13 protein-coding genes and 1 pseudogene are annotated in these 14,559 nt (G+C 44.9%); 11 read left to right on the top strand and 3 right to left on the bottom strand.

Features of this window, described 5'->3' with window-relative positions; translation table 11 throughout:
- Positions 1-3: 3 nt before the first annotated feature.
- From bioF to bioC, 3 genes are read left to right on the top strand one after another with little or no spacing between them, the layout of a single operon-like run.
- Positions 4-1,182 (top strand): 8-amino-7-oxononanoate synthase, encoded by a 1,179-nt coding sequence (gene bioF, locus ACTWJ7_RS31385; protein ID WP_301880864.1) that lies wholly within the window; start codon positions 4-6, stop codon positions 1,180-1,182.
- Entirely contained in the window at positions 1,179-1,967 is a 789-nt protein-coding gene (locus ACTWJ7_RS31380; RefSeq protein WP_301880863.1) for an alpha/beta hydrolase, read from the top strand. The genes bioF and ACTWJ7_RS31380 overlap by 4 nt, the downstream gene beginning before the upstream one ends.
- Positions 1,957-2,820: a malonyl-ACP O-methyltransferase BioC gene (bioC, locus tag ACTWJ7_RS31375; RefSeq protein WP_301880861.1), complete on the top strand. Its 864-nt coding sequence runs from the start codon at positions 1,957-1,959 to the stop codon at positions 2,818-2,820. Before ACTWJ7_RS31380 ends, bioC begins: the two co-directional genes overlap by 11 nt.
- Here bioC and ACTWJ7_RS31370 read toward each other — a convergent pair.
- Positions 2,817-3,404, bottom strand: coding sequence for a TetR/AcrR family transcriptional regulator (locus ACTWJ7_RS31370; RefSeq protein WP_443146216.1), 588 nt, complete (start codon positions 3,402-3,404; stop codon positions 2,817-2,819). The genes bioC and ACTWJ7_RS31370 overlap by 4 nt on opposite strands.
- A 168-nt stretch (positions 3,405-3,572) precedes the next feature.
- Here ACTWJ7_RS31370 and ACTWJ7_RS31365 point away from each other — a divergent pair, with 168 nt between their 5' ends.
- Positions 3,573-4,514: a ketopantoate reductase family protein gene (locus tag ACTWJ7_RS31365; RefSeq protein ID WP_301880859.1), complete on the top strand. Its 942-nt coding sequence runs from the start codon at positions 3,573-3,575 to the stop codon at positions 4,512-4,514.
- 124 nt (positions 4,515-4,638) lie between these two features.
- Positions 4,639-5,055 (top strand): DUF4395 domain-containing protein, encoded by a 417-nt coding sequence (locus ACTWJ7_RS31360; protein WP_301880858.1) that lies wholly within the window; start codon positions 4,639-4,641, stop codon positions 5,053-5,055.
- Between the two features lie 68 nt (positions 5,056-5,123).
- Here the strand turns inward: ACTWJ7_RS31360 and ACTWJ7_RS31355 are convergent, their stop codons facing one another.
- Entirely contained in the window at positions 5,124-5,840 is a 717-nt protein-coding gene (locus ACTWJ7_RS31355) for an NPP1 family protein (RefSeq protein WP_301880857.1), read from the bottom strand.
- A gap of 624 nt (positions 5,841-6,464) precedes the next feature.
- Between ACTWJ7_RS31355 and ACTWJ7_RS31350 the strand changes: the two are divergent.
- Positions 6,465-7,345: pseudogene (locus tag ACTWJ7_RS31350) on the top strand (diacylglycerol kinase).
- A gap of 141 nt (positions 7,346-7,486) precedes the next feature.
- Entirely contained in the window at positions 7,487-9,187 is a 1,701-nt protein-coding gene (gene rlmD, locus ACTWJ7_RS31345; protein WP_079350472.1) for a 23S rRNA (uracil(1939)-C(5))-methyltransferase RlmD, read from the top strand.
- Here the strand turns inward: rlmD and ACTWJ7_RS31340 are convergent.
- Positions 9,172-9,864, bottom strand: a complete 693-nt coding sequence (locus ACTWJ7_RS31340) for a site-specific integrase (protein WP_301880856.1) — start codon at positions 9,862-9,864, stop codon at positions 9,172-9,174. The two genes, rlmD and ACTWJ7_RS31340, sit on opposite strands and share 16 nt — an antisense overlap.
- Before the next feature lie 169 nt (positions 9,865-10,033).
- Between ACTWJ7_RS31340 and ACTWJ7_RS31335 the strand changes: the two genes are divergently transcribed.
- The 4 genes from ACTWJ7_RS31335 (at position 10,034) to ACTWJ7_RS31320 (ending at position 14,493) form a co-directional block, all read left to right on the top strand.
- A complete protein-coding gene (locus tag ACTWJ7_RS31335) occupies positions 10,034-10,279 on the top strand; it encodes an IS110 family transposase (RefSeq protein ID WP_367620550.1) in 246 nt (81 codons plus the stop codon).
- Positions 10,280-10,829: 550 nt separating this feature from the next.
- Positions 10,830-12,287 carry a spore germination protein gene (locus ACTWJ7_RS31330; RefSeq protein ID WP_079350470.1) on the top strand — a complete coding sequence of 486 codons (1,458 nt, stop codon included), beginning with the start codon at positions 10,830-10,832 and terminating at the stop codon, positions 12,285-12,287.
- Entirely contained in the window at positions 12,284-13,399 is a 1,116-nt protein-coding gene (locus ACTWJ7_RS31325) for a GerAB/ArcD/ProY family transporter (protein WP_301880855.1), read from the top strand. Before ACTWJ7_RS31330 ends, ACTWJ7_RS31325 begins: the two co-directional genes overlap by 4 nt.
- 2 nt (positions 13,400-13,401) lie before the next feature.
- Complete coding sequence (locus tag ACTWJ7_RS31320) at positions 13,402-14,493, top strand: Ger(x)C family spore germination protein (RefSeq protein WP_079350468.1); 1,092 nt, start codon at positions 13,402-13,404, stop codon at positions 14,491-14,493.
- Positions 14,494-14,559 lie beyond the last annotated feature (66 nt).

The following is a 14,559-nucleotide window of genomic DNA, read 5'->3' as shown; positions in this document are numbered from 1 at the left end:
ACTATGAACTGGATGGAAAAAGAACTGGCATTATTGGGGAATGCCTCCAATGAACGTTACTTACGTGACAGTGCCGCGGTTCCGGATGGTCCGGGTTATACGCTGAGAGGAGATCGAGTGCTCCTCAACCTGGCCTCCAATGATTATCTGGGACTCGCACAACATCCCGCTATCATCAATACAATTCGCGAGACGCTTCTTACCGAAGGAGGAGGTTCGGGGGCATCTCGCCTTGTCACTGGGAATCGACCGCTGTATAGCCGTCTGGAAGAAGCGCTGGCCGCTTGGCAGCATAGTGAGGCAGCACTTGTTTTTGCAAATGGCTATATGGCTAATTCCGGTGTCATTCGTGCACTCGTGGGCCGGGGCGATGTGGTTTTCAGTGATCAATTAAACCATGCGAGTATCGTGGATGGGATTGTACTGAGCCGCGCAGAGCATGCCCGGTATCGGCATAATGATATGGAGCATCTGAAGGTGTTATTGAACAAACACCGGGATAAACGACGTAAGCTGATTGTTACGGATGCCGTCTTTTCCATGGATGGGGATCAAGCACCCTTGCGAGAACTCGTTGCGCTCAAACAGGAGTACGGGGCAATGCTGATGGTGGATGAGGCCCACAGCGGGGGGATCTACGGGGAACGGGGTGAAGGACTATGCTCTAAGCTTGGTCTGCAAAACGATGTGGATGTGCATATGGGGACTTTTAGCAAATCATTTGGTTTATATGGAGCTTATGTCTGCGGCAGCCGTGCATTAATCCGCTTTCTCATCAACAAAGCAAGGCCGCTCATCTATTCAACGGCTTTACCTCCTTCTCTCGTCGCAGGTATTTCAACAGCGTTAACCTTGGTACAAAATGATCATTGGCGTCGTGAACGTCTCTACTCAGCCAGTATGTTGTTTCGTTCTTCACTTGGTGATGCCGGATTTAACGTTGAGCCCGGGGATTCTCCTATTGTTCCAATAGTCGTCGGTGATAACGAAAGAGCTCTTCGTTTCAGTGCGGCCCTTGAAGAAGGTGGTATTGCCGGAGTTGCCATCAGGCCGCCTACTGTTCCTGAAGGCACAGCGCGAATTCGCTTCTCTTTATCAGCTGATCATACCCCTAATGAACTGAGCGATGCAGCTTCGTTAATCGGCAAGATCGGGCTTCAATTGGGGGTGGTGAACTCATGAATGCACCGGATCAGAGCTTACTGCAAATAAAGCAAGAGACAAGCGGAACCATAGTGTGGCTAACGGGTTGGAGTATGCCTGATGCGGTGTTTGAACGTCTTCGCCTGTTGTTGCCTGATTTCCGGCATATTTCTGTTGATTACAGCACTGCCGATTCTCCGGAGAACATGCTATGTCTAGCTGAGACGGCAGTGAGGAATATTTTATTTGGTGGAGGGTCGGCTTGCAGGGAAAAGGCGATTTACGGGCCGCTTTTGATATCAGGCTGGTCGCTTGGAGGTTTACTAGCGCTTAGATTAGCGGCTAAAGGCTACGCTGATGGTCTTGTGTTATTCAGTGCAACCGCGCGTTTTACCCGATCCAAAGAAGAGCTTGACCGCGGCATGGCAGATGCGTACGTTAGGCAGATGATCACAGGGATCTCAAGGGATCGACATGCAGTTGAAACGAATTTTCGAAAGATGATGTTTACGGAGCAAGAATGGGAGACAGGCCTTGCTGAAAGTCTACCTCAAACGGGTAGCTGGACAACCCAAGCACTACTGGCAGGTCTTCAGTTGTTACGAACCGAAAATTGCTTATCTCAACTGCCGAGTATAGATTGTCCGGTTCTTCTTTTTCACGGGACTGAGGACAAAATTTGTCCTTACGGTGCTGGATTAGAGCTTGTGACTCAATTACCCCATGCCGAGTTAATTTCAATAACCGCCTGCGGGCATGCACCTTTTTTGGGAAGGGAAGCACATATAGCGGATGAATGGAGGAGGTGGTGGCGTGACCAATAGTAGAAATAGTGCTGTTCAACGCCAATTTAATCGTAGTGCGATTTCTTACGATACACATGCACATGTGCAGCGTTCGATGGCTGATCAGTTAGCAAGACCTCTCGCAGAATGGAAAAATAAAGGGCTCCCAAGTGAGCCGAGCATTCTTGAAATCGGTTGTGGCACGGGAGCTCTGACTCAAATCGTAGTGAATGCATGGCCCAGTGCGAAGATCACTGCAATTGACATTGCACCCGAGATGATCGAATTGGCTTCGAAACGGTTCCGGTCAGCACAGCATCCAGGTACTGGGGATTGTACAACGGATAACTTACGTTTTCTACAGGCAGATATTGAAATGTGGGCCGTAAATGCTCCGGAGTCCTCAGTGGATATCATCGTCTCTAACGCCTGTTTTCAATGGCTAAATTCTCCGCAGGAAACACTGAGTCAACTGCGGCGTATGCTGCGCCCCGGAGGCTTGCTGATATTTGCGACCTTCGGGCCGGATACATTTTGTGAAATGCATGAGGCATTTAATGAAGCTTATCGAGCTAACGGACTGGAACCACAGCGACATGGACTGTCGTTTGCATCGCCTGTCCAATGGGAAACCATGCTTCAGGAATCCGGATATTTGAATTTCAATTGTGAGCGTTCAATTCATAAGGAAAAGTATGCTTCCGCAAGAGATTTTCTGTATTCGGTTAAAGGGATGGGAGCCAGCACTTCAGAAGCAGTAAGGGTATCAGGTTACAGCTTGCGTCGATTGTTCACTGATATGTATAGGGAGTATGAGAATAGGTTCAGCATGCAGGGAGGAGTCGCAGCAACTTACGATCTCCTATTTATCGAATCATTGGCCCCGTATTAATCATGGAATAAAGCGATATTAACCCTATACTGTAGGGGAAGAATGAGATGAAGTTCCAGCATAGAGATTAATTCTTCGGCGATCTCCTCTGCTGGATAAGGCATGGAATTCATAATCCACCATTCCAGCAAACCAGCGGCGGCAGAGGCCAGAAATTGTACAGTGATCTCCCTGTTAAGTCCCTTGTGAATGCCGCACGCATCAACCTGCTCTTCAACCCCCTGAATCAGGAGCGTCATGAGTCGATTTCGGAATGCCGGGATGCCTTTTCGAGTTAATAGCGTGGTATAAACGGGAGCGTGCTGCTCCAGGTAACGGAAGGTTCGGAGCAATGCATCCTTAATGGTCATGGGAGTGGTAGGACTCTCGACCATACAGCTCTCCACCAATTGCTGCAAATACGTCTCGATGCTTTGATCCAGGAGATCGAACTTGTCTGTATAGTGCAAATAGACGGTACCACGGTTAACATTCGCTCGATCAGCAATGTCATTAATCGTAATTTGCTCGAAATCCCGCTCTTCCAACAGCCCAATAAAGGCCCCGGTTATGGCTTTTCTTGTTTTGACTACTCGTCTGTCCATGGCTCCTCCTCAGAAGTTTTCAACAATATGGGTTCATTCGTTGATTATTCAACAAAAACGGATGTTTTAGCGATTGAAGCGTTGCAGATGCTTTGTTACTCTTATTTTATCAACAACTGTTGATAAAGCAACGAATATCCATAAAAATTTGAAATAGAGGGATAACTAATGAACATATTAGTGTATGGCGCAGGCGTTCTGGGCAGTCAGTTGGCGCAGGTGCTGATGCGCGGGGGAAATGACGTCACCATTCTGGCTAGAGGGAAGCGGGCAGAGGAACTGGAGAGGGATGGTATCGTCATTCGTCATGTGTTCCAGTTTAAAACAACCGTTGATCCGGTTCGGGTAACAAGAACGTTGGAAGAAAATGATCGCTATGATCTTATCTTCGTGGTTATGAAATATAACGATTTTCCATCCGTGCTTCCCATTCTGGCGGCCAATCAGAGCAGCAATATTGTGATTGTCGGCAACAACGCAGATGCACGACGCATGCAAATCTTTTTGGAGGAAAACAGCAAGGAGGAAAAAAGGATCGCGTTTGGTTTTCAGGTCAGCGGTGGACGGCGGCAAGAAGACAGGATGTTATCCATTGGTGGAGCAAACGGGCAAATGGTGATTGGTGGGCTGGACGGTGAGATTGCCTTTAAATCGATACTGGATCAAGCTTTTGAGAAGACGAAATACAAGTTGAATTACCTGGACGATATCGATGCCTGGCTGAAAAGCCATATGGTGCCCATTCTGATGCTTAATGCGGTGAGTTTTAATGAGAAGCGTGAGATGATCAAGCTGGACGGGAACAGAAAGCAGCTCCAGCATATGATTGGGGCGATGGATGAGGGCTTTAGCGTGCTGGAGGCTATGGGCATAACGATAATACCGGAGATTCAGGCCAAACTGATTCGCAAGCATCAACGGATGTTTTACCTTCTATTGAAGATCTATAGTGTGCTTCCGGTGCATAAACTGGTTGCAGGTTCTTATGGGGAGATTGAGGCGCTAGATAATGCATTTACTGATTGGAAAAAGGCTACCCACACGCCGACTCCTCATTGGGATGTTCTCAAAAAGGAATATTCTAATCTCAAAAAAGATGACTCACTGTAAAAGTGAAATTTCTTCTGGAAATTTGCCTATAGTGAGCATCCTGCACACATTTTCCTATTGCTCAATGTCCCAATCCCGACTACAATTAAACCAACTAATAAAATGGGGATAAGGAGATATGAAGATGCGGGAAGTACCTATGCGCTATGTCAAAGCGAACCAGATTGGGATTGTGCTATTTGTTATCCTCTCATTTCTGTTCAACCAGCCGTTAATTCTGGGAGCGTTATGGATCATCCAAGTCATTGGTCTGGCATCCGGAGGCAAGCTTAATCTGTTTGTGCAAATTGCGAAGGCCGTGTTAACTGGAAAAGGGACAGAGACACAGGCAGTGGAACTGCAACGCTTCAACAATGTTCTGGCCGTATTGTTTCTTACGCTGGCACTTGTCTCATTCGGCCTTGGTTGGCAGGTAGCGGGTTATATTTTCTCGTCGATGCTTCTCCTCGCTGCAAGTGCCGCATTGCTCGGTTACTGTGTGGGCTGCACCGTATATTTTTGGTATAAGCAATTACGTGCAGGCAGAAAGATTGGCTTCTAAACTATATGTAGTTGCAAAAACAATCCCCTCCAAGTTCTGTGGTCTACTTGAAGGGGATTTTACTTTTTTTATCTGAACCAGGCCTTGTTTAAATTGTTTGTAAAATTGCTGTCATTCAACGGAACATTGGCACTGCCGAAATCTGTTGTATTCAGCGCATTACGCGCGGCAGGCGTTAGATCATCCCAGCCGATCAGAGGCTGCATTCCACCCACGGTCCCCGTTACACCAAGCTCATGATTTAGAGGCCAGGTACTATTATAGCTAATTAACGGATTGGCACCGTTCAGATTCGTGTTACTTGGTGCAACGTTCGTGAACTGCCCATGTCCTGAGTAGGCGATGGAGAGGATTTGAGGATTTTGTGCTGCGGGATTGTCTACCCATACAACGATGCCTTCCCAGTCATGACGATGGCCGAGGCCGGAGGAAGGGGAGTCTTTCGGGAAGTACCACGCGTACATAATCGCCCATACGCCATTGTGCCATGCCGAACGGGAGTACACTTGGCCTGTGCTTGAACTGCAGTTTCCATTCGGTGAACCGGAAGTTTGCAAGCCGCCGTTGGTATTGCCCTGCTGATCCACTGCGGGGAATGGAACACATCCATGGTAGACTTTTAGGTAAGGTTGAAAACGTTTGGCTGCTATTTGCGTGACTGTGACGGGACTTACTCCCTGGAATCCGACAACCTGATCATGATTAATTACGGCTGCTTCAACGGCTGTGACAAAGGGAATACAGGCCAGGAGTGAAACCATGAGCAATAATACGATTCTTTTCATTTGGTAATCTCCTTCATGGGTATGATAGTGTGATTTGTTGAGGATGCATTACGACTATATTGGAAAAGGTTTCATTTTATTTGTCATCTCGTTTAGATATTTGTAAAATTTTTGAAGGATATGGTCGTTCTCATGATTTGAGAGGGGATAAGACTATTTCCGGCCCAAGCGGGCAGAATGGTGATGGATGGTTATGAACGACAGCAAGACGATAGGACTAGATTCAAGAGGAGTGCGAAAGGTTTATTTTGTAAAGGATAGACAGGTTCGGAAGATAAGAGAAAGCATAAATGCCAATACATGGCTAGTGTGGAGTAAGTTAATTCATTAGCATATATTGATAATGTTATCCTGATGTAAAATTTTGAACTGATTCGATATGATAATAATTACTTATTCATCATAGGCTAGGACATCTTCACATTTGATGATATGATAGAATATAAAGGCTATGGAATGAGACGGAATTCCTTATGCATATATATAGGTAGAAAAAAAGTGTTGGCGCAGGATTAACGGAAATGAATCGTTGTGTAAAATGATACCCGGCTGTGGTCACTCGCAGGTGGAAACAAAATGAGGTCGTTCAGACTCATGGATAATGTGGAATAGGTGGCGTATGGGATGAAAAAAGCTCGCTTAATATATAACCCGACCTCAGGCCGGGAAGAAATGAAGAAACGTCTGGCTGATATTTTGCAGCGTTTGGATCAAGGTGGCATTGAAGCCTCTTGTCACGCAACAACGGGTGAGGGAGATGCAACCCGGGAGGCGGAGCTGGCGATAGAGCGCGGATATGACATGATTATTGCCGCTGGCGGCGACGGTACGTTGTATGAAGTCATTAATGGCATGGCCGAGCGGGAGAATCGTCCACCGCTGGGTGTATTTCCTTTGGGAACGACGAATGATTTTGCGCGTGCACTGGGTATTCCGAGACAATGGGAAGATTACGTGGATCTGGTCATTAACCAGCAGCTTCGTCCGCTCGATCTGGGCAAGGCGAATGATAAATATTTTATCAATATCGCAGGTGGGGTTCGTTAACCGAACTGACCTATGAGGTGCCAAGCCGTCTGAAAACGATGATTGGGCAACTTGCCTATTATATGAAGGGTATTGAGAAAATGGCGAGTCTGTCTCCGCAGGAGCTGGTTATCCGTGCGGCTGGTCAGGAAGAAATTCATGATGAATTCATGCTGTTCCTCATTGCCAATACGAACTCCGTCGGGGGCTTCGAGAAGCTGGCTCCGGGTGCGACCATTGATGATGGCTTGTTCGATGTGATTGGTGTGCGCAAATGTAATTTGGCTGACATGATTCGCCTCGTAACCCTTGCGCTGCGTGGTGAACATCTGAATGACAAAAAGGTCGTTCATTTCCAAACGGATTATATGGAAGTGACATCGCCGGGCTATGTGCAGTTGAACCTGGATGGTGAGCTGGGCGGTACATTGCCAGCCGCATTTACGAACCTGCGTCATCACCTGATGTTGTATCGTTAAGCGTAGTATGGATTGGGGAGAAAATGTGATTTCCAGTTGCCGTGTGCAATGGGATCACGTATAATCTCATGGGGTCTGAAAATGAATTAAATCTCCCTTGCACAAGGGATGAACATATAAGAAGAAAGAAGTGAATGTACGTTGTCTAATACGAACCGCAGCGGTCGTGGAAAAAACCGCCGGAATTCGGCTGCCTCTCAGGGGCAAGGGAACGCGTCAGCGTCCCGTCAGTCGAGCAAATCATCTCGTCCATCAACACGTCAGCAAGGGAAAGAGGTGCGACCACAAGGCGCATCTCTTTCTGCCGTTCGTCCAAAGGGACGGGAACGTGAATCTGCACCAATCGAAGGACTTCCTGTTAGTAAAAATGAAGAGACCGTCATCGATATCATTGGTATGAACCATGACGGTGAAGGTGTCGGCCGTGCCAATGGATACACGCTCTTCGTGCAAGGTGCGCTTCCGGGCGAAACCGTACGCGTGAGAGTGATGAAAACCAAAAAGCAGTACGGCTACGCCAAACTGCTGGAGATTGTGAAGGCCAGCCCGGATCGTGTATCCGCGCCTTGCCCGATCTACGATCAATGCGGTGGTTGCCAGATCCAGCATATGAGTTACACCGGACAGCTTGCGTGGAAACGTCAGCTGGTGGTGGATAATTTGCAGCGGATTGGCAAGCTGAATGTGTTGGTGGAGGATGAGGAACAGGCAATCCAACCTGAACAAACCTCTGCTGAAGAGCAAATGAACGGCAGCAACCGTATCCGTCTTCGGATGGAAGGGGTCATGAACGAAGAAGATGCGGAGCACGCTATTCGTGTGCTGCCTACCATGGGGATGGACGAGCCATGGCGCTATCGCAACAAAGCACAGGTGCCGATTGGAGCAGCCGAGGGTGGCTTGGTGGGTGGTTTTTACGCCAAAGGAAGCCATCGGATCATCGACATGGACACCTGCCTCATTCAGCATGAGCATAACGATGAAGTGGTGGCAAAGGTCAAGGAGCTAGGCAGCCATCTCGGCATTAGTGCATATAACGAAGAGACAGGTCGCGGCCTACTGCGTCATGTGGTTGTGAAGAAGGCGTTCCGTACAGGCGAGATGATGCTCGTTCTCGTCACGAATGGCCGCGACATTCCGTATAAGGATGAGTGGATCGGCAGTATTCGTGAAGCAATTCCGCATGTGGCGAGCATTTGCCAGAACGTGAACAAGAAGCAGACCAACGTAATCTTTGGCGATGAGACCCGCGTCCTGTGGGGCCGTGATGTGATTTACGATTATATCGGAGATGTGCAGTTTGCGATCTCCGCGCGTTCGTTCTACCAGGTGAATCCGGTGCAGACGGAAGTACTTTATGGGAAGACGGTAGAGTACGCAGGACTGAGTGGTAAAGAGACTGTCATCGATGCCTATTGCGGCATCGGTACGATTTCTCTTTTCCTTGCGCAGCATGCGGATCAGGTGTACGGGGTTGAGATTGTTCCAGAAGCCATTGAAGATGCTCGCAGCAATGCGCTCTTGAACGAGATGAAGAACGTGAAATTCGAAGTCGGTGCATCAGAGGATGTCATTCCACGCTGGAAAGAACAAGGCATCGAAGCTGATGTCATCGTTGTCGATCCGCCGCGGAAGGGCTGTGATCCACGTTTGTTGGATACGATTCTGGAAATGAAGCCGGAGCGTGTGGTGTATGTGAGCTGTAATCCGAGCACGTTGGCACGTGACTTGCGTGTGCTGGAGGATGGCGGATATCGCACGGTTGAGGTAACGCCGGTGGACATGTTCCCACATACGAATCATGTTGAAGCTGTTTGTTCTTTGATTTACAAGGGTTTTTGAGTCTGATTTTCATCGTTGGGGGAAAATTGGTGGGGAACATCAAAAAGTGAATCAAATTTATCAGCGGAAGACTGGTCAGCAGATTGGAGTGCATGGCCATAAATATCCATGGTAGTGCTAATGTTCCCGTGCCCCAAAAGTTCTGAAATAATCTTTGCGTGTACACCTTGGTTGATCAGCAAGGTTGCCGAGGTGTGCCGTAGATCATGGAATCTAATGTATCGAAGATTATTCTTTTTAAGAAAGTGTCTGAACCACAGATATGGTCTCTCCTGATGGTATGCTTTGCCATCGGGATGAGAAAATATAAAAAGGTAGCCTCCTCCGTTCCAATCAATTCCCAGATCTTCTCGTTCTTTTCTTCGGTACTCAAGATACTCCTTTAGCTTAGCTGTAATTGCTACGCACTGTTCAACAGTCAAAACCCCAGTTTCCAGATCTATATGCTTTCTTCCAGTCCAAGTAATTCTCCTCGTCTCAGGCCAGACGTTACTGCCATGGTTACAAACAATCTCCAATGGCGAGGTTCTTTTTCTAAAGCGGCAAGCATATCTTTGACTTCCGCTCGTAGGCGTGTTTCTTTTACTTATTACTTTTGGTTTTTGATCAGAGGATACTGGGTTATCCTTAATAACCTTCCACTCCATCGCACCGGAGAATATATCCCTGTGAATCATTTTATATAGGTCTCCACCACCTTTTTTACCCCTGATTGTATGCGGTATGGACATTCATAAGGACAATATTACTGTATGCATTCTAACGTCTGAAGGAAAGGAGATCTGAACGTTTTCAACGAAAACGGTGTAACTATTACGATTCATCGATTGACAGAAGTGTTCTAACATTGCGATGGAAAGCACAGGAGTATTTTGGAAACCCATCATCAACCTACTTGAAGCTGAAGGTATTGAATTTTTAGTGGTGAATGCCCAGCGTATGAAGGCATTGCCTGAACGTAAAACGGATATCAGGGATTCAAAGAGGATCGTCAAACTTCTCCGTCATGGACTACATAAAAGCAAGCTTCATTCCAAACCGAAATCAACGGGAACTTCGAGAACTTGTTTGGTATCGCCGCAGCATCATTGAAGAGAGAGCTAGACAATACGATCGCATTCAGAAGGTGTAAGAAGGTGCGAACATTAAACTTGGCTCCGTTGTCTCGAATATTATGGATGTTTCCTCTCATAAAATGCTTCCATTGCTGACTTTGAAGATGATCCCGAAAAACTAGCGAACTACGCAAGACGCACCCTGAAGCGAAAAAAAAGAACTCGAACTGGCTCTTTAATGCACCCCCATCAACGTCTGACGGTAAAAACCATTTTAACTCACATTGATTTCTTGAGTGAGCAAGTTGAAGCGCTCGATAAGGAAGCTGCTACGCGGGTAGAATCGTTTCATGAAGATGTTGAACGTTTAGATTCAATCCCTGGCATAGCAACTCGAATGGCTGAGCAAATCCTAGCGTAAATCGGGATGGATATCAAGAAACAGTTTCCTAGTGAAGCACATCTATGCTCTTGGGCAATCAAACCCGAAACGTTATGCGATTTGAAATACAAATATTTCCGGTCGTATGACTTTTTCGATTACAGGGCAAGATAAAACCAATGATTACTTTAAAGGATGAGAAACTATGGTTGAAAAATACGACCCTCAAATGAAAAATCATCAAATTTCCACATGGCTCGATAAATTAAAACAGAAATTAAACCATATGGATGATGCCGAAGTCGTTGAGCACAGAATGGGTACCAGTGCTTCAGTTCATCTTTTATACATAAAAACGTTAATCGATCAAGAGCGTTTAAACGAGGCGATTATTCAGCCACTTCATCGATCTGCCGGCAATTCGCTTTCTTCATGCATAACCAATTCCAAAGTTTCAGAAGTTATATCGATCGAAGATGCTGAACAAAAAATAATGCAAGGATTTATTCTTCTAAACGATTCAGTCAACGATCAATGGTTAAGCGTCCAATTGGAAAATCCTCTTGGTCGGGCAGTTGAACCTTCCGAAACGGAAACGGTTATATATGGAGCGAAAGACAGCTTCAGCGAACAAATCGATAAAAACATTACAATGTTGCGCAGGCGTTTGCCTATAACGACATTAAAAACGGAAAGCTTCACTATCGGTTCACTAAGTAAAACGAAAGTTGTGTTAATGTACATAGACGGATTAACTAATCCAGAATTTGTTTCCCTTGCAAGAAAGAAAATTAAAAATGTGGATTTCGATCAATTTTTAGACTCCTCTCAGCTTGCAGCTTTTATTGAAGATCATAATCATACGGTCTTTCCGCAGTTTCTACAAACGGATCGGCCCGATTCCTGCGCCTACGCCTTAGGTGAGGGAAAGCTGACGCTATTGGTCTCCAATTCACCGTTTGCCTTAATTGCTCCCATTACTTTTTTTCATCTACTCCAATCGCCGGAAGACTACTTCCTTCGTTGGCCGGTAGCCAGTTTTTTACGTTTAATCCGGTATGGAAGTTTTATTGTTTCTTTGACGATGATTCCTTTTTATGTTGCGTTAACGACATTTCATTACCAAATGATTCCGCTGCCGATTCTTTTCGTATTATTGGAATCGAGAAGCAAATTGCCTTTTACTCCGTTTGCAGAAGGATTATTCATGATCGTAACGCTGGAAATCATCAAAGAAGCAAGTTTGCGAATGCCGACCAAAACCAGTCAAACGTTAGGGGTTATCGGTGGTATCGTCATTGGACAAGCGGCTGTAGAAGCAGGCTTTGCAAGTAAAGTATTGATTGTATTGATGGGTATATCCGCTATTGCTTTCTTTTTAGTTCCCAATTACCAAATGACAAAATCCATGGTGCTGACGCAAGTTCTTCTTCTTATCCTTGCATCGTTTCTTGGGTTGCCGGGAATCGTGATCGGGCTGATCGGGATTCTTGCACATCTCCATGGATTAACGTCATTAGGTCAACCTTATTTAGCGCCGATTGCTCCTTTTTATGGGAAGGATTGGATCGACCTCTTTATCCGCGGCCCTTTAATTTGGATGAAAACGCGTCCGAAATACCTAAAACCACTGCGGAAATCGCGGAAGGAGATGAAGAAGTGAAGAGTTTATCTTTATACAATCGAACTTCCACCCTTGGCGGCATCTATTTCCTTTTCTTAGTGAATCGCATGCAAATGCATTATTTTATTTTAATCATGCCGGTTTATTTGGTTCATTCGTATATGGTTTGGGGAATTGTCGTGATGGGGCTGCTGTCCCAACTTAATTTGATGATGATGTCCAAATGGTTTACTTCCAGTTATGCAGCGAAAGGCTATCAAGGATTTTTACAGCTTTTCGGGAAACGGGCGGTTCAAGTTTTCGCAATACTTGGTTTTTTGATAATATTGTTAAAAATTTCAATCATCACACTGGGATACGTTGAAATGCTCCATAGTTTTATTTATCCATCAATGAATAAAAAATGGCTGATCCTAATGATTCTTTTGATCAGCTTATTTGTGGCTTCACATGGAATGGAGAACACATTGCGTTTTGTCATCATCGCCTTTCTTTGCGGGGCTTGGATCGCAATCGTGTTTATTCCTTTTTTCTTTCCGTCGATTGCAAATTACCGCGATTTGTATCCTCTCATACCCACCGAATGGTCAGGACAATCATGGCAGGGTTTGTTGTTTATTTGGTCGGCATTTTCCGGTCCAGTATATTTGATCTTTATGGTTCCATGGTTAAGCTCCAATAAAAAAATATCGAAATATCTGGTCATTGGAAACATGATGACGATCATGGAATATTCATTATTGTTCATTGCTTCGGTATTGTTTTACGGTTCGAACTTCTTAAGCAAGATCAATTTTCCGATAGGATATATGGGAAGCTACATTCAAACTAGCGGTTTAGAACGAATCGATTACATCCTTATCTCTTTCCATATGTTTAATTATGTGTTTGACATTTCAATTCTTCTGTTGTGTTTTTATGGAGCCGGAAGAGTCTTTATGAAAAAAATGAACGAACGTACGACTCGGATCGGATTATTGTCGAGTTGGTTCGTTATTTTGATAAGCATCATCATAATGGATCAATGGTTATGGCAAACGGTTCCGGGTCAAAAGATATTACTGAACATTCAAATCTGGCTCGGCGCATTCATTTATTTACTTGTTCCTACGATCCTTTTCACTGTGATTAAACGAAAGGAGAGTATGTAGGCATGGTACCATACAAGCATTATGGTTTGTTGGCGATTGTAAGCCTTATGTGGATGGCCGGTTGTTCTTCTCCATATGTCGAGAACAATATGATCGAAGAGATCGCTCCGGTCGTTTTCTGGTCGGTTGACAAGGGGACGGAAGGAAAGTTTAAAATCAGCACTTTAGTACCACCACTCATCAAAGAAAAAAAACGCTTTCTCTCCAAGGAAGTCGATCTGTTAAAGCAGGGAGGCAAGGATTTTAATTTAATTTATTATCGGGAATTAAAGCAGGGGCAGCTGCGAATGTTATTAATCAATGAGGAGCTGGCAAAAAAAGGAGGCATTGAAAAGCTGATCAATACGATATTGGTTGATCCCGATATTTCAATGCGTGTCTATTTATTGATTGTCAGAGGCGATTTTGATGAATACATAAAAAATCAATTGACGAAGCAAGAAAACCAAGATTATTTTCTTTATCGGATGTTAAAGCATTACGAGGAGCATAACCAAGGTGAAATGAGCATCGTCAATATTCATCAATTTATGAAGATGTTATATTCCCCTCTTAAGGATCCGATCCTGCCGGTTTTTCATTCGGATAAGAACAATTTCAATTACGTAGGGACGGCCTTCTTCCAAAAAGATAAAGAAGTAATGGTCACTCAAGAAGTAAGCGATGAAATTTTTCAACTTCTGGATAACGATCATTTCTTAAAAGTCTTGGCCATTCCCAAATTATCTATCAGTTTAGGACGTATTCGATCCAATATTCGTATGAAACTATCGACGGACTATTCATCCTTGTCTTTACATGTGGGATTGAAAGGAAGAATTGAGGAATACCAGGGAGAAAAGAATATTCAAAGTGAGGAACAATTGGAACATTTAATTCATGAGATTGAGGTCTACCTTGAGGAACAAACGTCAGAATTATTAAAAAGTATGCAACGGTTGAAAGTGGATCCCTTAGGGGTCGGAACACATTCGCTTAAGCCGTTTTCTAAACAAATAACGGAAGAGCAATGGTTGAAATATTGGGGAAATATGAAAATTAATGTTGACTACGACATCAAAATACATCCTTTAATAATGGAGCGGTCGATGTGATTTAAAACAAGACGGATTGTAATATGAAGTGCGACACCTACTGAAAATAAATAAAAAATGGCCCAT

Source organism: Paenibacillus sp. 1A_MP2, from assembly GCF_052244825.1.
In the GTDB taxonomy this organism is placed as follows: domain Bacteria; phylum Bacillota; class Bacilli; order Paenibacillales; family Paenibacillaceae; genus Paenibacillus; species Paenibacillus vandeheii.
The sequence above is the reverse complement of the archived record's forward strand: the minus strand, read 5'-3'. Positions and strand labels throughout refer to the sequence as shown.